Annotated in this window: 15 protein-coding genes, 4 tRNA genes and 1 pseudogene; 6 read left to right on the top strand and 14 right to left on the bottom strand. The window is 59.7% G+C overall.

Annotated features, from left to right (window positions below; genetic code table 11):
* Positions 1-24: 24 nt before the first annotated feature.
* The 5 genes from tig to EB809_RS03195 form a co-directional block, all read right to left on the bottom strand.
* The gene (gene tig / locus EB809_RS03215) at positions 25-1,338 is read right to left on the bottom strand and encodes a trigger factor (RefSeq protein ID WP_123633357.1); all 1,314 of its coding nucleotides are present in this window, start codon (positions 1,336-1,338) and stop codon (positions 25-27) included.
* Between the two features lie 226 nt (positions 1,339-1,564).
* Positions 1,565-1,649, bottom strand: a tRNA-Leu gene (locus tag EB809_RS03210).
* A gap of 80 nt (positions 1,650-1,729) precedes the next feature.
* A tRNA-His gene (locus EB809_RS03205) sits at positions 1,730-1,805 on the bottom strand.
* Positions 1,806-1,927: 122 nt separating this feature from the next.
* Positions 1,928-2,004 (bottom strand) — tRNA-Arg (locus tag EB809_RS03200).
* Positions 2,005-2,043: 39 nt separating this feature from the next.
* Positions 2,044-2,120 (bottom strand) — tRNA-Pro (locus EB809_RS03195).
* 299 nt (positions 2,121-2,419) lie between these two features.
* Between EB809_RS03195 and folD the strand changes: the two genes are divergently transcribed.
* Complete coding sequence (gene folD / locus EB809_RS03190) at positions 2,420-3,280, top strand: bifunctional methylenetetrahydrofolate dehydrogenase/methenyltetrahydrofolate cyclohydrolase FolD (protein WP_123633356.1); 861 nt, start codon at positions 2,420-2,422, stop codon at positions 3,278-3,280.
* 87 nt (positions 3,281-3,367) lie between these two features.
* On the opposite strand, the gene EB809_RS03185 is transcribed toward folD, so the two are convergent.
* From EB809_RS03185 to EB809_RS03175, 3 genes are all read right to left on the bottom strand, one after another.
* Positions 3,368-5,548, bottom strand: coding sequence for a malate synthase G (locus tag EB809_RS03185; protein ID WP_123633355.1), 2,181 nt, complete (start codon positions 5,546-5,548; stop codon positions 3,368-3,370).
* Positions 5,549-5,700: 152 nt separating this feature from the next.
* Positions 5,701-7,083 (bottom strand): cysteine--tRNA ligase, encoded by a 1,383-nt coding sequence (cysS, locus tag EB809_RS03180; RefSeq protein ID WP_123633354.1) that lies wholly within the window; start codon positions 7,081-7,083, stop codon positions 5,701-5,703.
* Between the two features lie 41 nt (positions 7,084-7,124).
* Positions 7,125-8,801, bottom strand: a complete 1,677-nt coding sequence (locus EB809_RS03175) for a glutamine--tRNA ligase/YqeY domain fusion protein (protein ID WP_123633353.1) — start codon at positions 8,799-8,801, stop codon at positions 7,125-7,127.
* Positions 8,802-8,983: 182 nt separating this feature from the next.
* Here EB809_RS03175 and EB809_RS03170 point away from each other — a divergent pair, with 182 nt between their 5' ends.
* Both EB809_RS03170 and EB809_RS03165 read left to right on the top strand, forming a co-directional pair.
* A complete protein-coding gene (locus tag EB809_RS03170; RefSeq protein ID WP_123633352.1) occupies positions 8,984-9,493 on the top strand; it encodes a peptidylprolyl isomerase in 510 nt (169 codons plus the stop codon).
* On the top strand, positions 9,490-10,218 hold the full coding sequence (locus tag EB809_RS03165) for a UDP-2,3-diacylglucosamine diphosphatase (RefSeq protein ID WP_123633351.1): 729 nt from the start codon (positions 9,490-9,492) through the stop codon (positions 10,216-10,218). The genes EB809_RS03170 and EB809_RS03165 overlap by 4 nt, the downstream gene beginning before the upstream one ends.
* A gap of 78 nt (positions 10,219-10,296) precedes the next feature.
* On the opposite strand, the gene EB809_RS03160 is transcribed toward EB809_RS03165, so the two are convergent.
* On the bottom strand, positions 10,297-11,067 hold the full coding sequence (locus tag EB809_RS03160; protein ID WP_123633350.1) for a ferredoxin--NADP reductase: 771 nt from the start codon (positions 11,065-11,067) through the stop codon (positions 10,297-10,299).
* A 131-nt stretch (positions 11,068-11,198) separates the two neighbouring features.
* On the opposite strand from EB809_RS03160, the gene EB809_RS03155 reads away from it, so the two are divergent.
* Positions 11,199-12,080: a LysR family transcriptional regulator gene (locus tag EB809_RS03155; protein WP_123633349.1), complete on the top strand. Its 882-nt coding sequence runs from the start codon at positions 11,199-11,201 to the stop codon at positions 12,078-12,080.
* Between the two features lie 40 nt (positions 12,081-12,120).
* On the opposite strand, the gene EB809_RS03150 is transcribed toward EB809_RS03155, so the two are convergent.
* Positions 12,121-12,735 carry a tRNA-(ms[2]io[6]A)-hydroxylase gene (locus EB809_RS03150; RefSeq protein WP_123633348.1) on the bottom strand — a complete coding sequence of 205 codons (615 nt, stop codon included), beginning with the start codon at positions 12,733-12,735 and terminating at the stop codon, positions 12,121-12,123.
* Positions 12,736-13,146: 411 nt separating this feature from the next.
* Here EB809_RS03150 and EB809_RS03145 point away from each other — a divergent pair, with 411 nt between their 5' ends.
* Both EB809_RS03145 and EB809_RS03140 read left to right on the top strand, forming a co-directional pair.
* Positions 13,147-15,741: a bifunctional aconitate hydratase 2/2-methylisocitrate dehydratase gene (locus EB809_RS03145; protein ID WP_123633347.1), complete on the top strand. Its 2,595-nt coding sequence runs from the start codon at positions 13,147-13,149 to the stop codon at positions 15,739-15,741.
* 97 nt (positions 15,742-15,838) lie between these two features.
* A complete protein-coding gene (locus tag EB809_RS03140; protein WP_123633346.1) occupies positions 15,839-16,300 on the top strand; it encodes a YchJ family protein in 462 nt (153 codons plus the stop codon).
* On the opposite strand, the gene EB809_RS21225 is transcribed toward EB809_RS03140, so the two are convergent.
* From EB809_RS21225 to nuoM, 4 genes and pseudogenes are all read right to left on the bottom strand, one after another.
* Positions 16,297-16,482 (bottom strand): hypothetical protein, encoded by a 186-nt coding sequence (locus tag EB809_RS21225; protein WP_317848695.1) that lies wholly within the window; start codon positions 16,480-16,482, stop codon positions 16,297-16,299. The genes EB809_RS03140 and EB809_RS21225 overlap by 4 nt on opposite strands.
* A 65-nt stretch (positions 16,483-16,547) precedes the next feature.
* Positions 16,548-17,060, bottom strand: a pseudogene (locus EB809_RS21220) (phytanoyl-CoA dioxygenase family protein); the annotation flags it as partial.
* A gap of 405 nt (positions 17,061-17,465) precedes the next feature.
* Positions 17,466-18,905, bottom strand: a complete 1,440-nt coding sequence (gene nuoN, locus EB809_RS03130; RefSeq protein ID WP_411711039.1) for an NADH-quinone oxidoreductase subunit NuoN — start codon at positions 18,903-18,905, stop codon at positions 17,466-17,468.
* Positions 18,902-20,449, bottom strand: coding sequence for an NADH-quinone oxidoreductase subunit M (gene nuoM, locus EB809_RS03125; protein ID WP_123633344.1), 1,548 nt, complete (start codon positions 20,447-20,449; stop codon positions 18,902-18,904). Before nuoM ends, nuoN begins: the two co-directional genes overlap by 4 nt.
* Between the last annotated feature and the right edge of the window lie 12 nt (positions 20,450-20,461).

Here is a 20,461-nt window from a genome sequence, read left to right as displayed (position 1 = left end):
ACGGTCGCTTTTCGAAACGAAGCGTTAACCCTGCTGCGGTTGGCCAGCAGCAACGGCTTCTTCGTACTTCATCTTCTTCTCTTTCACCTTGGCCTGGGCCAGCACATGGCCAACAACCGCGTCTTCCAGTACCACAGACTCGATCTGTGCTTTCTGCTGCGGGTTGCTGTTGTAGTGCGCGATCACCTCATCCGGTGATTCGTAAGTGGATGCGATCTCCTGGATCTTCTCGTCGATTTTGTCGGCATCGGCTTTGATGTCGTTCTGACGAATCAGTTCCTGGAACAGCAGGCCGGTCTTGACGCGGCGCTTGGCCTGATCCGTAAACAGTTCAGCCGGCAGCTGCTGCGGATCCATCTGCATCTGGCCGCCAAAGCGCTGGACGGCGTCCTGACGCAGACGGTCGATTTCCTGGTCGATCAACGCCTGGGGAATTTCGAAGTCATTGCCTTCGACCAGACCTTCAACGACGTCGTTCTTGACCTTGTTGGAGACGGCCTGCTTCAGCTCACGCTCCATGTTCTTCTTCACGTCCGCGCGGAAGCCTTCTTCGTCTTCGGCGTTCACACCGAACTTCTCGAAGAATTCCTGGTTCAGTTCCGGCAGGATCGGCTCTTCTACGGTGTGGATCGTGATCTCGAACTTGGCCGCTTTGCCGGCCAGCTCTTCGTTCTGGTAATCCTCAGGGAAGGTCACTTCGATTTCCAGCTCTTCACCGGCCTTGCCGCCGATGATGCCTTCTTCAAAGCCCGGGATCATCTGACCGGAACCCAGAGTCAGCTTGTGGCCTTCAGCGGAACCGCCTTCGAAAGCTTCACCGTCGATGTAACCTTTAAAGTCGATGGTCACAACGTCCTTCTTCTTGGACTTGCGCTTGACGGACTTCATATCGGCCTGCTGGCGACGCAGGGTATCGATCATCTTGTCGACGTCTTTGTCAGCCACTTCGGCTTTCGGCTTTTCAACTTCGATCGTGCCCAGATCCGCCAGTTCGATTTCCGGCAGCACTTCGAAAATAGCCACGAATTCGAGGTCTTTGCCCTCTTCCATGACTTTCGGTTCGAAACGCGGCCAGCCAGCCGGGTTCACTTCCTTCTCTTCCAGCGCCTTGACGTAGCTGTCGCGCATGACTTCGCTGACCACTTCCTGGCGAACACCCGCTCCAAAACGACGTTTGACGACGCTCAAAGGCACCTTACCCGGACGGAAGCCGTTCAGGCGAACGGTGCGCGCGGTTTCCTGCAGACGCTTCTGAACAGCCTGATCAATTTCCTGAGCGGGCACACCAATCGTCATTCGACGCTCGATGTTGGACGTCGTTTCTACAGACACTTGCATGGAAGTTCCTCGAATTACCGGTTCAATAAGTTAATGGACACAGGTTGAGTCGAACGCGAAATCCAGAACGGACGCAGATAATTCCACTCAGGCCTGCGAAAACTAAACAGCCATTTTATCATGCTTTTGGTCGCCGAGAGAACGTCTGGCGCACGGACTTTGCACATTCGTGAATGGACTGACCGCAAGCGGGTCACAGGATCATCTTATTAAGGAAGGAAGAGGATGGTGCGAGAGGAGAGACTCGAACTCTCACGGGTTGCCCCACTGGAACCTAAATCCAGCGCGTCTACCAGTTCCGCCACTCTCGCCAGTCGATCACCGATCTTTTGATGGCAGTGTGTTGCCAACGTCGGATCCAGTCAACGGGGAATCAAACAGCCGGGAAAAGTGGGGTGGACGAAGGGGTTCGAACCCTCGACCGCAGGAGTCACAATCCTGAGCTCTACCAACTGAGCTACGTCCACCACATTGTCACTCGAGCCTTCAGACGACATCGAGCGCCTTCAACAGGATAAGCTGGCGCTTATTCCCAACTTTGCTGGGGGCCTGGCTCGCGCTCCCGAGGAGCCCTCACCCGCCGGGGTTATGGCGCGCCCGGTAGGACTTGAACCTACGACCCACGGCTTAGAAGGCCGTTGCTCTATCCAGCTGAGCTACGGGCGCTTGACCTTTCGCCCACCTGAATGACCAGGTTCCAAGGGATGGTCGGGGTAGAGAGATTCGAACTCCCGACATCCTGCTCCCAAAGCAGGCGCGCTACCAGACTGCGCTATACCCCGTTCCTGACGACCTGAACAACAGATGCCTCAGCAAAGTTGGCGCGAATGATACCGGCGGTTCCGGGGTCCGTCAACACGGATTTCAGATTAGTTGCCAATCGACCGGGCCGCGTTGGCCGAAAGCCCGAACCATGAGACAATACCGCGCTCTTTTCCCGGACAGCGCCCCTCGGTCGAAACGACCGACCGTCGGAAAGCGTCGGCCTGCTCCCGCAGACTGACCCGACTGCCGTGCCTGTCCCGTGATCACTCGCTCAGGCAGGGCTGCTGCCCCGCCTACAAACCAGATTATACATGTAATGACAGCAGAACTGATTGATGGAAAGAAAATCGCCGCCCAGGTTCGAGAGGACGTTGCGCTGGGTGTGCAGACCCGGATCGACCAGGGCCTGAGAGCCCCGGGGCTGGCCGTGGTCCTGGTCGGCGAGGATCCCGCCTCGCAGGTGTACGTGGGCAACAAGCGCAAGGCCTGCGACAAAGCCGGCATCCTCTCCCTGTCCTATGACCTGCCGGCTGACACCAGCCAGGAAGCCCTGGAAGCGCTCATTGACGAGCTCAACGAAAACCCTGCCATCGACGGCATCCTGGTACAGCTTCCGCTCCCCGAGCCGCTGGACGCCGACCCCATCCTGCTGAAGATTCGCCCGGACAAGGATGTGGACGGATTTCACCCCTATAACGTGGGCCGCCTCGTCCAGCGCCTGCCGGAACTGCGTCCCTGTACGCCGGCCGGCATCATCACCCTGCTGGATTCCATCAAGACACCTTACAAAGGCCAGCACGCCGTCATCGTAGGCGCGTCCAATATCGTCGGCCGTCCCATGGCGATGGAGTTGCTGCTGCGCGGGGCGACCGTGACGGTCGCCCACCGCTTTACGGACGACCTGGCCCGCTTCGTCGGCGAGGCGGATATTCTGATCGCCGCGGCAGGCAAGCCCGGCCTGATCAAGGGCGACTGGATCAAGCCAGGCGCCACGGTGATCGACGTGGGCATCAACCGCACCGAGGACGGCAAGCTGATTGGCGACGTGGAATTTGCGAAAGCCGCCGAACGTGCCGCCTACATTACGCCGGTACCCGGCGGTGTTGGCCCGATGACGATTGCCACCCTGCTTCAGAACACCTTGTATGCCGCCAACGAGCTGCACAAGGATCAGTAACATCGGGTTGACGTAGCGGCTTATCCGACGCTACCGAGCAGATACAAAAAACCCCGCACAAGGCGGGGTTTTTTATGGGCCGTTCGCTTACTGACCGTACTTGGCTTTCGCCTTCAGACGGTAGGCATGCAGAAGTGGCTCAGTGTAGCCATTCGGCTGCTCACGACCTTTCAGGACCAGATCGACGGCCGCCTGGAAGGCCACGCTGTCATCGAAGTCCGGCGCCATGTTGCGGTAGGACGGATCACCGGCGTTCTGGCGATCGACCACAGCGGCCATGCGCTTCATGGTTTCCATCACCTGCTCTTCGGTGCAGATACCGTGGTACAGCCAGTTGCAGATGTGCTGCGAGGAAATCCGCAGTGTCGCACGGTCTTCCATCAGACCCACGTCATTGATGTCCGGCACCTTGGAGCAACCGACACCCTGGTCGATCCAGCGAACCACGTAACCCAGGATGCCCTGGGCGTTGTTGTCCAGTTCCTGCTGGATGTCGTCTGCTGACAGGGACTTCGGATCCTTCAGCAGCGGAACGGTCAGGATATCTTCCAGCTTCGCGCGCTCGCGCTTGGCCAGCTGATCCTGAACGTCGGCCACGTTGACCTGATGGTAATGGAGCGCGTGCAGGGTCGCGGCCGTCGGTGACGGAACCCACGCGGTGTTGGCACCCGCCTTCGGATGGCCGATCTTGGCCTCCATCATGGCCGCCATCATGTCCGGCATGGCCCACATGCCCTTACCGATCTGGGCAACGCCTTTCAGGCCCGCTTCCAGACCCACATCGACGTTCCACTGCTCGTAAGCCTGGATCCAGGCGGCGCCCTTGATGTCGCCCTTGCGGATCACCGGGCCGGCTTCCATGGAGGTATGGATTTCGTCACCGGTACGGTCTAGGAAGCCGGTGTTGATAAACACACAGCGCTCTTTGGCGGCTTCAATACAGGACTTCAGATTGACCGTCGTGCGGCGCTCCTCGTCCATGATGCCGACTTTCAGGGTGAAGCGCGGCAGACCCAGCGCATCTTCAACACGACCGAAGAATTCGTTGGTAAAGGCCACTTCTTCCGGACCGTGCATCTTCGGTTTAACAATGTAGACGCTGCCCGTGGTGGAGTTCTGGAGCGGTCCATTACCTTTCAGGTCGTGGATCGCGATCAGGGAGGTGACCAGGCCGTCCATCAGGCCTTCCGGAATCTCGTTGCCGTCCTTGTCCAGGATGGCGTTAATGGTCATCAGGTGGCCGACGTTACGGATGAACATCAGGCTGCGACCTTTGAGACTCAGATCCGAGCCATCGGCGGCGGTGTAGTCACGATCACCGTGCATCTTACGGGTAACCTGCTGGCCGCCCTTCTCGAAGGTTTCCTGCAGGTCGCCCTTCATCAGGCCCAGCCAGTTGCGATAGACAACCGTCTTGTCGTCGGCATCCACGGCGGCAATGGAGTCTTCACAGTCCATGATGGTGGTGAGGGCCGACTCGACCAACACGTCTTTCACGTGCGCGCCGTCGTCCTTGCCGATCGGATGGGAGGCATCGATCTGGATTTCAAAGTGCATGCCATTCTTGACCAGCAGGATGCCAGTCGGCTCGCCGGCAGCGCCGGTGTAACCAACAAAGCCGGACTCGTCTTTCAGGCCGGTGGTGTCGCCGTTCTGCAGCTTGACCACCAGCTTGCCGCCTTCGACGGTGTACTTGGCCGCATCTTTATGGCTGCCGCTGGCCAGCGGTGCAGAGCTGTCCAGCACGTTGCGGGCGTACTCGATGACTTTCGCGCCGCGCACCGGGTTGTAGCCACGACCTTTTTCAGCGCCGTCGTCTTCCGACAGCACGTCGGTGCCGTAGAGCGCGTCGTACAGGCTACCCCAACGGGCGTTGGCGGCATTCAGTGCGAAACGCGCATTCATCACCGGAACCACCAGCTGCGGGCCGGCCATGGTGGCAATTTCCGGATCGACGTTCGACGTCGTGATCTTGAAGTCCGCCGGCTCGTCAGCCAGGTAACCGATCTCTTTCAGGAACGATTGGTACTCGTCCATGTTGATCGGCTGCCCCTTGCGCTCGGTGTACCAGGCATCCATCTTCGCCTGGATATCGTCACGCTTGGCCAGCAGCGCCTTGTTACGCGGCGCCAGCTCGTGAATGATGGTGTCAAATTCTGCCCAGAATTTGTCAGCATCAACACCGGTGCCGGGAATCGCTTCGTTGTTCACAAAGTCGTACAAGACTTTCGCGACCTTCAGGCCGCCGACTTGAACGCGTTCTGTCATCGTTATCGCCTCAGTGGTTTCTGTGTGCCGGGGTATGGGCGCGACTTCTTTGAGGCCGCTTCGCCCAACCTACTTTCTTGACGGCGGCCGACGCCCTGTCCGGCCACCCGTTATCTTTGAGCGCGCTAGTGTAAGGGATAATACGGACAAATTCATGCCCGACGCCAACTCGTCCCTTCGCGCGAATCATCGAGAATCACGCCCTGCTCCGCCAGGGTATCCCGAATCCGGTCCGCCTCGGCGAAATCCCGGTTGCGGCGGGCTTCGGCGCGGGCCTCGATCTGCTGCTCGATCTCTTCAGCGCTCGGGCCTTTGCCCGATCCTGACTGGAAATAGGCCTCCGGATCCTGCTGGAGCAGCCCGAGCACGCCGCCGAGCCGGACCAGGACCGCCGCCAGGCGCAAGGCCTCAGCCTCTTCGCCATCACGCCTCAGCCGGTTGATCTCGGAAGCCAGCGCGTGCAATACGGTATTCGCGCCGGCGGTATTGAAGTCATCATCCATGGCCGCCTGGAATCGCGCGTCGTAATCCGTTTCCGGAACATCGGCCGCAGGATTTAGACCGCGCAGGGCCTGATAAAGCCGCGTCAACGTGCTTGATGCCTCTGCCAGATTTTCCTCGGAATAGTCGACCTGACTGCGGTAATGGCTCGATACCAGGAAGTAGCGCACCACCTCCGCCGGGTATTTCTCAAGGATCTCACGGATCGTGAAGAAGTTACCCAGGGATTTGGACATCTTCTCTTTATTGACCCGCACCGCACCGGCATGCATCCAGTAATTCACGAACGGCTGTCCCGTGGCCGCCTCGGACTGGGCGATCTCATTTTCATGGTGCGGGAACAGCAGATCCGGGCCGCCGCCATGAATATCGAACGTGTTGCCCAGGCAGCAGGTGGACATGGCCGAACACTCGATGTGCCAGCCGGGACGGCCATCGCCCCAGGGTGACGGCCAGCTCACTTCGCCGGACTTGGCCGCTTTCCAAAGGGCGAAGTCCGCCGGACTGCGCTTGACTTCAGACACGTCTACGCGCGCGCCGGCAATCAGATCGTCCAGCTTTTTCTTGGACAGCTTGCCATAGCCATTGAACTGCTCCACCGCAAAATACACGTCGCCATTGTCGGCGGCGTAGGCAAAGCCTTTTTCGATCAGGGTCTGGATCATGCGCAGCATGTCGTCCATGTGACCGGTCGCCCGCGGCTCCTGATCCGGCGCAATCACGCCCAGCGCCCGCTCATCTTCATGCATGGCTTCGATCATGCGTTCGGTCAGTGCGGTGAAGGCCTCACCGTTTTCGTCCGCCCGGCGCAGAATCTTGTCATCCACATCGGTGATGTTGCGCACGTAGGTGACGTCGTAACCACTGTGGCGCAGATACCGGGTGATCACATCGAACGCCACCAGCACCCGGGCGTGCCCCAGATGGCAGAAGTCGTAAACCGTCATGCCACAGACGTACATGCGAACCTTGCCCGGTTCCAGCGTCTTCAGGGGTTCCTTTCTCTGTGTCAGGGTGTTGTAGAGTTGAATCACGGTATTCGGGTCCAAAAATGTGGGTTCAGTACGATCACGGTTTACTTGTTGGCTTTCGCCCAGGAATCACGCAGGGTCACGGTCCGGTTGAATGCCGGACGCCCGTCACGGGAACGCTGCCCGTCCAGGAAGAAATACCCTTCACGCTCGAACTGGTAGGGAATATCGCTACGCGGTTCCGCCAGGCTCTTTTCAACGCGCACGTTTTCCTTGACGACCAGGTTCTCGTTATTGATGTGCGTCACGAAATCCACGTCTTTGTCACTGTCCGGCGCCTCGTGGTTGAACAGACGATCGTACAGATAGACATCCGCCTCGATGCTGTCTTCGGCGGAGACCCAGTGGATCACACCGTTGGGCTTATAGCCGTCCGGGTTCACGCCCAATGTGGCCGGGTCGTATTCGCAGCGCAGCTCAACGATCTCGCCACTGTCGTCGCGGACGATCTCGCGACAGGTCATCACATAACCGCCGCGTAGGCGGACCGCCTGATCCGGCGCCAACCGCTTCCACTTGCGCGGCGGCTCCTCGGAGAAATCCTCGCGGTCGATGTAAAGGGTGCGCGTCCACGGTGCCTCACGGGTGCCCATGTCCGGATCCTGCGGATGCACCGGCAGGGTCAGGGTTTCGGACTGGCCTTCCGGGTAGTTGGTCAGTGTCACCTTGAGCGGGCGCATCACGCACATGGCTCGCGGGGCGCGGGCGTTCAGGTCTTCGCGGATGGCGTGCTCCAGCATGCCCATGTCCACGATGCCGCCGGCTTTGTTCACACCGATCATGTCGCAGAAATTGCGCAGGGACCGGGGGGTGTAACCGCGACGACGCATACCGGAAATGGTCGGCATGCGCGGGTCGTCCCAGGATTCCACAAAGCCTTCGTCCACCAGGCGCTTGAGTTTGCGCTTGCTGGTGATCGTGTAGTTGAGGTTCAGTCGGGCAAACTCGATCTGACGCGGCTTGCACGGCGCAGAAATATTATCGATCACCCAGTCGTACAGCGGGCGATGGTCCTCAAATTCCAGCGTACACAGTGAGTGGGTCACCCCTTCCATCGCGTCGGAAATCGGATGGGTGAAGTCGTACATCGGATAGATGCACCACTTGTCACCGGTCTGGTGGTGCGACGCAAAGCGAATGCGGTAGAGGATCGGATCACGCAGGTTGATGTTCGGCGACGCCATATCGATCTTGGCGCGCAGTACCAGCGAGCCGCCGTCGTGCTTGCCTTCACGCATCTCGCGGAACAGACGCAGGTTCTCCTCCACCGGACGGTCGCGATACGGGCTGTTGCGCCCCGGTTCGGTCAGCGTACCGCGATACTCGGCCATCTCATCCGCGCTCAGGGCGCAGACGTAGGCCAGCCCCTTCTCGATCAGTTCCACCGCAAAGTCGTAGATGGCATCGAAGTAATCGGACGCGTAACGGACCTCCCCGGCCCACTCGCAACCCAGCCAGCTCACGTCCCGGGTAATCGCGTCGATGTATTCCTGGGATTCCTTTTCCGGGTTGGTATCGTCGAAGCGCAGGGTACAGTCGCCGTCGAACGTTTCGGCAATGCCGAAATTGAGGCAAATGGACTTGGCGTGGCCGATGTGCAGATATCCATTGGGCTCCGGCGGGAACCGGGTTACCACCTTGCCCTGATGCTGACCGCTGGCAATGCTTTCCTCGATCAGGTTCTGGATAAAGTTATTGGCTTTTCGGGATTCTGCGCTCATAGATACTCTGAATTGGTGGTCGATGGAAAACCGCTATTATACGCATAGATGAGGCCGTATCTCATGCATCCGGCGGCGCGAGCGCGTACAATTTACCTTAACTTTTTTTGACGATCCGGTTTCCGGGGAGCAGCGTGCCCGGAAATGAACGTTTTAACGCGAGACCAACACAGGAACCCCCGATGATTCTGCTGAAAACCAACCACGGTGACATCAAGATCGAGCTGGACCACGACAAAGCCCCGAAAACCGCCGCCAACTTTGAACAGTATGTGCGCGACGGCTTTTACGACGGCCTGATCTTCCACCGTGTCATCGGCAACTTCATGGTTCAGGGCGGCGGCTTTGAACCCGGCATGGTGCCCCGCAAGACCCGCGAGCCGATCAAGAATGAAGCCAACAACGGCCTGAGCAACATGATCGGCGCCGTCGCCATGGCACGGACCATGGATCCACATTCCGCCACCGCCCAGTTCTTTATTAATGTCGAAAACAACGGCTTCCTGGATCACACCGCGGAAACCGCCGAGGGTTGGGGTTACTGCGTGTTCGGCAAAGTGGTTGAAGGCATGGATACCGTCAACAACATTCGCGGCGTCCGCACCACCATGCGCCAGGGCCATCAGGACGTGCCGGCTGAAGACGTGGTGATCGAGTCTGCCGAAGTTCTGGAGGACGGAGGCGCGGCGTGACCACGCTCTTTATATCGGACCTTCACCTGGAAGAAGAGCGTCGGGACATCACCGACGCCTTTCTTGGCTTCCTGAAAGACAAAGCGGTCCACGCCGAGACGCTGTACATCCTGGGCGACTTCTTCGAGGCCTGGATCGGCGACGACGAGCACACGCCGCTGCAGGACGAAGTGGCGGCCGCCCTCAAGTCATTGACCGACCAGGGCGTCGATTTATTCCTGATGCATGGCAACCGGGATTTCCTGATCGGCGAGGACTACTGCAACCGGGTCGGCGGCACCCTGCTTGACGACCCGACGGTGGTCGACCTCTACGGCACGCCCACCCTGCTCATGCACGGCGACAGCCTGTGCACCGCCGACGTCGAGTACCAGAAGTTCCGCGCCAACATGCGCAACCCTCAGTGGCAGGCGATGTTCCTGAAGCGCCCCCTGGCGGACCGTCAGGTGGTCGCCCGGCAATTGCGGGAAATGAGCATGGCGAAGAATCAGGGCAAGAAAGAAGACATCATGGATGTCACGAAAGATGAAGTGGTCCGGGTAATGGAGGAGCATGGCGTGCAACGCCTGATCCACGGCCATACCCACCGCCCTGCCATCCACGATCTGGAAGCCAACGGCAAACCGGCCCAGCGTTTTGTACTGGGCGACTGGGATTCCCATGTGTGGTGGATCGAAGTTGGCCCGGATCAGGCGCCGGAACTCAAGAAGGAAGCCTTCCGCTGATTCCGCCTCTCATGCAGGCACAAAAAAGGGACCGCCAAGGTCCCTTTTTTGTTGAGCCAGGCCAGAGTCATTCGCGCATTAGCGCTCCACGAAGGCCCGCTCGATCACATAGTGACCTAGGTCACCGTGACGTGCCTCCTCAAAGCCCTGGGCGTCGAGAATCGCGCAGGTGTCCTTGAGCATGCTCGGACTGCCGCAGATCATGAAGCGGTCGTCTTCCTTATTGAAGGCCGGCAGCCCCAGATCGGACATCAGCTTGCCGCTTTCCATCAGGTCCGTCAGACGACCCTGGTTGCGGAATTCCTCGCGGGTCACGGTTGGGTAGTAAAGCAGCTTGCCCTGGACCATTTCGCCGAAGTATTCGTTCTCCGGCAGACCGCTGATTTCGTCCTGGTAGGCCAGCTCGGACACGTGGCGCACACCGTGGGTCAGGATCACCTTGTCAAAGCGTTCGTACACTTCCGGATCCTTGATAATGCTCAGGAACGGCGCCAGACCGGTACCGGTGCTGATCAGGTACAGGTTGCGGCCCGGCAGCAGGTGATCGACCACCAGCGTCCCCGTCGGCTTTCGGCTCACCAGGATTTCGTCACCCACCTGAATTTTCTGCAGCTTCGAAGTCAGCGGGCCGTCCTGCACCTTGATGGAGAAAAACTCCAGCTCTTCCTCGTAGTTGGCGCTGGCGATGCTATAGGCACGCATCAGGGGTTTCCCCTCCTGCTCCAGACCAATCATGATGAAATGACCGTTCTTGAAGCGGAAACCGGGATCCCGGCTGGTCGTAAAGCTGAACAGCGTGTCGTTCCAGTGGCGAACGCTGGTGACAGTTTCGCGATTCATATTGCTCATAACGATCTATTCCTGAAGCAGCTGTATCTGTGTTGGGCGTTTGTACGCCTGAAAGTTGAGCACAGCTTACCGCAGGAGTAACCTATCGACAAAATGGGATATTTTCATAACCTTATTCGGAAATACCGATAATGAGATACACCTTCCGCCAACTGGAAGTTTTTCTGGCGGCTGCCAACACCCAGAACATCACGCGAGCCGCGGAATCACTGGCCATGTCACAGTCCGCAGCCAGCAGTGCGCTCAAGGAACTGGAGTCCCAGTTCGACATCCAGCTGTTCGACCGTATCGGAAAACGCTTACAGCTGAATGAGTTGGGCCGACTGTTCCGACCTCAGGTAGAGGCGTTGCTGGCCCGAGGCCGGGAGCTGGAACTGGCGCTGGACCAGCACACCGAAGTCGGCGCCCTGAAAGTCGGCGCCACGCTCACCATCGGCAACTACCTGGCCGTCGGCGTCATGGCCCGCTACATGCGCGCCCAGCCGCACGCCAAGGTATCGCTGGAAGTGGCCAACACCAGCACGGTCGCGCGTCGGGTGAAAGATTTCGAGCTGGACATCGGGCTGATCGAGGGCGAGCTGCAATCGGACGATCTGGAGGTCATTCCCTGGCGCTCTGATGAACTGGTGGTGTTCTGCTCGCCGGAACACCCGCTCGCTGATCGGGCAACACTGACGGACGAGGATCTGGTCCAGGCGACCTGGGTCATGCGGGAACTCGGCTCCGGTACGCGTCAGACCTTCGAGCGCGGCATGCACGGCATCCTGCCGGATCTCAATATCCTGCTGGAGCTGGAACATACCGAAGCGATCAAACGGGCGGTGGAAGCCAACCTGGGCATCGGCTGCCTGTCACGGGTCTGCCTGGCGGACGCCTTCCGGCGCGGCAGTCTGGTGCCGCTGAGCGTGCCGGACTATCGCAAATTCGACCGCCAGTTCTACTTCATCCTGCACCGGCAGAAATACCGCAGTGCGGGGATCGGCCGCTGGATGAAGCTGTGCCGGGAGCTTTAACAATCGCCGAATGAAGTGCGCCGGTACGATTCCCTTCAGTCTATAGAGGAGACGTTACCGGCCCGCTGTGGAAGCGGAATACGCTGTCCGGTCGTTCGATCAGGTCCTTCTCTATATTGAGGAAGGTTTCCACACGATCGCTGATGGATGTCCCGGCCGCCTTCTCCGCCAGCGTCAGATAATCCCGGTAATGCCGCGCTTCGGACTTGAGCAGACTGGTGTAGAAGTCTGCCAGCGTCTCATCCAGGTGCGGCGCCAGCGCAGCAAACCGTTCGCAGGACCGGGCCTCAATAATGGCGCCAACAATCAGGACATCGACCAGCCGTCCCGGATCATCGCTGCGGACTTCCTTGCGCAGTTCGGCCGCGTAACGAGCGGGCGTCAGGTGATCGTAGGTCACGCCCCGTTTTTTCATGATCGAGAGCACCTGCTCGAAGTGGCGCAGCTCTTCACGGGCCAAACGCGACATCTTGTGCAGCAGGTCGGGGTTGTCCACATAGCGATACATCAGGCTGAGCGCCGTCGACGCCGCCTTTTTCTCGCAGTGGGCGTGGTCGATCAGCAAAAGTTCCTGATTTTCCAGCGCATCCCCGATCCAGGTGTCCGGGGTGCGACAGGGAAGGAAGGCGTGAATGTCGTCGAGAGCGGATTGCATAATTCCATTATCTGGCTGTGTTCGCGGCGCATTATACACAAGCCCATGGAGTCGCATGACAAACTCATCCACATGAGTCCATCTTAACTTTGTCAGTGATTTCCGATAGAATTCCGTGCCTGTAACCGGAGTCCTGTGGGGCTAGCTCACTCATCCGTTGCCTCTCGCGGGTCGCCCTGACCCAATGATCGGCGCGCCCTGAAACGAGTGAATTAGCCGGACGGGACACTGCCTGGACATCAGAGTCGATGCCCGGGCCACCAATAACCCCCTGCGATTCAACAGGAGCCACTGAATAAGTAACTTGCCCTTCCCCGCATTCATCGTGCGCCGCCCGGAAGGAACCGTAATCTATTTATTCAGTGCCTCCTTTGTACACAGCAGGGTCTCCAAACTGATGAGGGTCTTACCGTGTTAGAAGAGTATCGTAAACACGTTGAAGAGCGCGCGGCACTGGGCATTCCTCCCAAGCCCCTGAACGCCGAGCAAACGGCTGCACTGGTTGAGCTGCTGAAAAACCCGCCGGCCGGTGAAGAAGAGGAACTGGTTTACCTGCTGGAAAACCGCATTCCGCCGGGCGTTGACGAAGCCGCCTACGTTAAGGCCGCTTTCCTGACCGCCATCGTCAAGGACGAAGCGTCCTCTCCCCTGATCGACAAGAACAAGGCCGTCGAGCTGCTGGGCATGATGCAGGGTGGCTACAACATCGCCACGCTGGTCGAGCTGCTGGACAACGCGGAACTGGCCGAGCTGGCCGGTAAGCAGCTGAAGAAAACCCTGCTGATGTTCGACGCCTTCAACGACGTCAAGGAAAAGATGGACGCCGGCAACGCCGTCGCCAAGTCCGTCATCGAATCCTGGGCCAATGCCGAGTGGTTCACCAACAAGAAGAAGGTTCCCGAGAGCACCAAGATGGTGGTCTTCAAGGTGACCGGTGAAACCAACACCGACGACCTGTCCCCGGCTCCGGATGCCTGGTCCCGCCCGGATATCCCGCTGCACGCCCGCGCCATGTACAAGATGGAGCGCGATGGCCTGAAGCCGGAAGAGCCCGGCGTGACCGGTCCGATCAAGCAGATCGAAGAGATCCAGTCCAAGGGTCTGCCGGTTGCCTTCGTGGGTGACGTGGTAGGTACCGGTTCCTCCCGTAAGTCCGGCACCAACTCCGTGCTGTGGTACTTCGGCGAAGATATGCCTGGCGTACCGAACAAGCGCGCCGGTGGTGTGTGTATCGGTAACAAGGTGGCTCCGATCTTCTTTAACACCATGGAAGACGCGGGTGCCCTGGTATTCGAGGCTCCGGTCGACAACATGAATATGGGCGACGTCATCGACATTCGCCCGTACGAAGGCAAGATCCTGAACGAAGCCGGTGAGACCATCTCCGAGTTCGATTTCAAGTCCGAAGTGATCCTGGACGAAGTTCAGGCCGGCGGTCGTATCCCGCTGATCATCGGTCGTGGCCTGACCAACAAGGCCCGCGAAGCACTGGGTCTGGGCGCCACCGACGTGTTCCGTCTGCCGAAAGATCCGGAAGCCGGCACCAAGGGCTTCACCCTGGCCCAGAAGATGGTCGGCAAGGCCTGCGGCCTGGAAGAAGGCAAAGGCGTTCGCCCGGGCACTTACTGCGAGCCGGAAATGACCACCGTCGGTTCCCAGGACACCACCGGCCCGATGACCCGGGACGAGCTGAAAGACCTGGCCTGCCTGGGCTTCCAGTCTGACCTGGTCATGCAGTCCTTCTGCCACACAGCGGCCTATCCGAAGCCGGTCGACGTGGAAATGCAGCACACCATGCCGGACTTCATCCAGACCCGTGGCGGCGTCGCCCTGCGTCCGGGTGACGGCATCATCCACTCCTGGCTGAACCGCATGCTGCTGCCGGACACCGTCGGTACCGGTGGTGACTCCCACACCCGTTTCCCGATGGGCATCTCCTTCCCGGCCGGTTCCGGTCTGGTGGCGTTTGCCGCGGCGACCGGTGTGATGCCGCTGGATATGCCGGAATCCGTTCTGGTGCGCTTCAAGGGCGACATGCAGCCGGGTATCACCCTGCGTGACCTGGTCCACGCCATTCCGCTGTACGGCATCAAGCAAGGCATGCTGACCGTTGAGAAGAAGGGCAAGATCAACGAATTCTCCGGTCGCATCCTGGAAATCGAAGGCCTGGAGCACCTGACCGTCGAGCAGGCGTTCGAGCTGTCTGACGCCTCTGCCGAGCGTTCTGCGGCCGGTTGTACCATCAACCTGTCCGAAGATTCCGTGGCTGAGTACCTGCGCTCCAACATCGTGATGCTGCGCTGGATGATTGCCGAAGGTTATGGCGATCCGCGCACCCTGGAGCGTCGTGCCCAGAAGATGGAAGAGTGGCTGGCCAACCCGAGCCTGATGCGTGCCGACAAGGACGCCGAGTACTCTCACGTCATCGAGATCGACCTGGCCGACATCAAGGAGCCGATCGTCTGCTGCCCGAACGACCCGGACGATGCCAAGTTCCTGTCCGAAGTCGCCGGCGACAAGGTGGACGAAGTGTTCATCGGTTCCTGCATGACCAACATCGGTCACTTCCGCGCTGCGGGTAAGCTGCTGGAGCAACACAAGGGCGCGTTGAGCACCCGCCTGTGGATGTCTCCGCCGACCAAGATGGACCAGGAGCAGCTGATGGAAGAAGGCTACTTCAACACCTACGGCACCGCCGGTGTCCGCACCGAGATGCCGGGCTGCTCCCTGTGCATGGGTAACCAGGCACGGGTCGCACCGAAGTCCACGGTCCTGTCCACCTCCACCCGTAACTTCCCGAACCGTCTCGGTGATGGTGCCAACGTGTACCTGACCTCTGCCGAGCTGGCCGCGGTTGGTGCGGTACTGGGCAAACTCCCGTCTCCGGCGGAGTACATGGAGTACGCCAAGGACCTGAACAGCATGTCGAAAGAGATCTATCGCTATCTCAACTTCGACCAGATGGAGAACTACACCAAGAAGGCCTCAGAAGCCACTGTGGCCTGAGCCTTCGGGTAGACTCCATTGGGCCTAGCCCAGAGAAAACGCCAGCTCCCTGAGCTGGCGTTTTTTTTCGTTTCCAGTTTCATCGGGAGAATTCGATATGGATCAGGACCAAACCTGCCCTTGCGGAAGCGGTATCGCCTATGGCGATTGTTGCGGACCACTGCATACCGGTGCACCGGTTTCTTCCCCGGAAGCGCTCATGCGGTCCCGGTTCAGTGCTTTTGTCCTTAAGGACGTGCCTTACCTTCTCACGTCCTGGCATCCGGAAACGCGGCCAAATGACCTGGATTTGTCGGACGCACCCGACTGGACCAGCCTGCAGATTTTCAGCAGCGACCAGTCGGGTCACGAGGGCTCCGTGCACTTCCGCGCAGTCTTCCGGGAACAGGGCCAGTGGGGCTACCTGGAAGAAACGTCCAGGTTCTACCAGCAGGACGGTCACTGGTTCTATCACAGCGGCAAACCGGAACAGGGACTCCTCAAACCGGGTCGCAACGACCGCTGCCCCTGTGGGAGCGGCCGTAAATTCAAAGCCTGCTGCCTGAACCGAACGGGCTAGTGAAGCGGGCTGACGCCCTGGTTGGCGAGCTCTGGAAAATCGTCGTGCATGGTCAGGCTCTCACACTGCTCCCGGGATGCCAGGAATTCCGGGCGCGCCTGGGGCGCGGCATAGGGCTCACCCAGCGTGTTCTCGATGCTGTTATAGACAAAGAACAGGTTCGAACGAGGCCAGGGAGACATGTTCTGTTGGACGCGTGCAACGTGTTGCACTCGAACAGCAACAGGGATCCAGCCGGCCCCTTCGGCGCCTGGATGCCGCCCTGATCGGCAAGCTTGGCCAGCGAGTCCCGATCCGGCACGCCAAGACGTTGCGCTTTCAGCGAATCCTTCCAGTTCGTGTCGGGCGTTTCGCCGACGCAGGGCACGAACCAGCGGTGCGAGCCGGGAATCAACATCAGCGGACCATTGAATTCATTATTGTCCGTCAGCATCAGGGACGCACTGACGGCCCGCATTCTCGGCATTCCGTCCTCGGCATGCCAGGTCTCGAAGTCCGAGTGCCAGTCGAACCCACTGCCCTAGAACCCGAACTTGTCGTTGATCCGGGACTGGTGGATATAAACCTCGCTGCCCAGCAATTGGCGCACCATGCCCAAGATGCGCGGATCCCGGGTCAGACGGTCAAAATGATCGGAGAGCTGATGCATCCCGAACACGGAGCGGATGTCGCCTGAGTTGGGATCGGTGATGACCTGTTCCGACTCCATCAGCTTCTTGTCCTTGGCCATGGCCTTCAGCTCATCGAAAAACGGGTTCATCTGTTCCTGAGAGAAGAAACCACTGAACCAGATGAAACCATCGCGCTCATAGCGCGATAGTGCCACCTCATCCAGCGGACCTTCCCAGCGCCATTGGTTGCGCGAATGCACAATGGGATCGGTGCGAACGAACGGCGCCTTCTTTTCTTTCAAGCGTGAAGGAAATGGATCTTTTGAGTTTGTCATAGCGGATTAACCTCGATTTTCCTGCATAGCAAGGAAATGTCAGCCGATCCGGAGCGACATCAGGTAAACCACAACCCGTAACGCAAAATCAGGCAGACACCCGACGGTATCCGGAGCTGTGTCGGCTCTGCGTGTTGGGGCCTTTCGACCCAATACCACCAGACGTGAGGACGCGGGCAGAGGACATCAAGGATCGCCAATGTAGACACACCGTCGCCATCAGGCCAGGGACAGCAAAGACATCCAGTGAACCACGGGGGCCGGATAGACCCCCATCAGGATCATCAGCACCGCCAGCAGCAATACGACCAGCCCCCCGGCCCGGAGCCCCCAGTCATTAGGGGCATCCCGCCGCTGCATACCGGGTTCCATCAGGTAGAGGGTGATGGTGACCCGCAGGTAGTAATACAGACCGATGGCGCTGCCCAGCACGATACCGGCCACCAGCCACCAGCGTTGCGCTTCCACGCCCAGGGCGATGATGTAGAACTTGCCGATAAAGCCGGCGGTAAACGGGATGCCAGCCAGGGAGAGCATGGCGACCGTGAGCACCGCCGCCAGATAGGGCCGGCGCCAGAACAGACCGCGATAGTGGTGCAACGCCGAGGCATCGTCGCCACCGTAAGGGCTCGACAGCAGAGTCACGACCCCGAAGGCGCCCAACGTGGTGACCAGGTAAGTGACCAGGTAAATGCCACCGGTTTCCACCGCCAGCTTGTCCGCCACCACGATCGCTACCAACAGATAGCCAAAATGGGCGATGGAGGAATACCCCAGCAGGCGTTTGATGTTGGCCTGGAGCAGTGCCAGCACATTACCGGCCAGCATGGTCAGTAACGCCAGGCCCGCCAACAGCGTCTGGGCCTGGGCACCGTGAAACGCCGGGATCGCTTCGACGATCCGCAACAGTACGATAAACGCCGCCACTTTACTCGCCGTGGCCAGGAACGTCACCGCCGGTCCCGGGCCGCCCTGATAGACGTCCGGCGTCCAGAGATGGAACGGAATAATCGACAACTTAAAACACAGGCCCACCAGCACCAGCCCCACGCCCGCAAGTGCCCAAGGCCCGACACCGCCGCTCATCCCTTCGACCAGGCCCGGAATATCCAGGTGCCCCGTCTGCGCATACAGCAGTGCCATCCCGAACAACAGGAAGGCGGTGGCAGTGGCCGACAACACCAGGTACTTGATCCCGGCTTCCAGAGAATTGCGGTCGCGGAAAGTGTACGCCAGCATCCCATAGAGCGGCATGGACAGCAGTTCCAGACCGAAGAACAGCGTGGCGAGATGGTCCGCGGCGGTCAGCACCATGCCGCCGGCAGCCGCACACAGCAGCAACAGGTAGAACTCTTCCCGGGCACCCGGATAGCCGTCCAGATAGGCGTGACTGAAGGTGGCACAGGCCAGTGACGACACCAGCACCATGCCCATCCCCAGTATCGTCACGCCATCAAAAACCAGCATGGGCGTGCGCACCGTCCCGAGTTCGCCAAACAGGAATAGCGACAGCAACGCGATATTCAACCCGACGGCCGAGACCAGGACCGTCACCGCGTGCTGGCGGCGCCAGGCAATGCCGAGCATCACAGTGATCGCCGTGGCGCACACCAGGATGACGGGGGTCAATGCCATCATGTCGGTCTTTGTCAGCATCAGCGAGCCTCCGCCAGAGATTGAATGGCTGCGCCCACGGCGCCGGAGGTAAACAGCTGGTGAACTTCATTGGTCACGGCCAGGGTCGTATCCACCAGCAGCTGCGGATAAAACCCGAAGAAAAGAACCAGGGCCACCAGAGTCAGCATCATGGAGTATTCCCGCCAGTCGAGCCCGGAGAAATGCACCTCACCTTGTGGCGGCCCGAAGTGGACGCGCTGCATGATCAGTAACGAGTAGAGCACCGCCAGCACCATGCTGACACTGGCCAGCACGGTCACGATCGGCGCTACCGGGAACGTGCCGAAAAGCACCAGGAATTCACCGATGAAATTGGCCGTGCCCGGCATGCCCAGCGAGGCGGCCACAAAGCAGAGCGTAAACACCGGCAGTTTGTCGATGCGCCCCCAGAGGCCGCCCATCAAGCGTAAATCGCGGGTATGCACCCGTTCATAGAGCTGACCACTGAGTATGAACAGGCCGGCGGCCGAGAACGCGTGGGCGACCATCAACACGATGACCCCCTGCAAGGCGATGGATGTGCCGGCGTAGATGCCGATCAGAACAAAGCCCATGTGGGAGATGCTGGTATAGGCGATCAACCGTTTGACGTCCTGCTGACCGGCCGCCAGCAGCGCCCCGTAGAAGATACCGATCACCCCGAGCGCCATCGCCACCGGGGCGAACGCCTGTGAGGCCTCCGGGAACAGCGGCAGGCAGAAGCGCAGCATCCCGTAGGCCGCCGTCTTCAGCAGAATCCCCGCCAGATCCACGCTGCCTGCCGTTGGCGCCTGGGCGTGAGCGTCCGGCAACCAGCCGTGCAGCGGCACCACCGGCAGCTTCACCGCGAACGCGATAAAGAAACCCAGCATCAGCCAGTAGGCGAACGTCTCGGACATGGGCGTGCCCAGCAACTCCAGGTAGCTGAAGGTGTAGACGCCGCTGCTGGCGTGATGGGCAAAGACCAGCGCCAGGATAGCCACCAGCATCAATAACCCGCTGGCCTGGGTGTAGATGAAGAACTTGGTCGCCGTCCGGATCCGGGTCTTGCCGGCGGAGCCGCTGTGTCCCCACAGGGCGATCAGGAAGTACATGGGGACCAGCATCATTTCCCAGAAACAGAAGAACAGGAACAGGTCGATGGACAGGAACACACCCACCACCCCGCCGAGGATAAAGAGCAGGTTCAGGTGAAAGAAACCGACCCGGTTGGAGATCTCCTTCCAGGAGCAGATCACCGCCAGCGCCCCCAGCAAGCCGGTCAGCGCAATCAGGATCAGCGACAGGCCGTCCATCGCCAGGTGAATATCGATGCCGAAGCGCGGTATCCACGGCACATGCCATTCAATCGCCCAGCGCACGGCCTCGGGGCTGCCAGTCTTGGGCAACTGGTAATCGCCCTGCCACCAGAGCACCAGCGTGGTGATCAGCACCAACAGCATGGTGGCCAGCGCAATCCAACGCGGCACCTTGTCGCCCCAGCGCTCGGCACGCCAGCAGAACAGCCCCCCGATAAACGGGATCAGGATCAGCCAGACGAGAATCATAGTGCCTTGTGC

The organism is Marinobacter sp. R17 (assembly GCF_003789045.1).
GTDB classification, from domain to species: domain Bacteria; phylum Pseudomonadota; class Gammaproteobacteria; order Pseudomonadales; family Oleiphilaceae; genus Marinobacter_A; species Marinobacter_A mangrovi.
The sequence above is the reverse complement of the archived record's forward strand: the minus strand, read 5'-3'. Positions and strand labels throughout refer to the sequence as shown.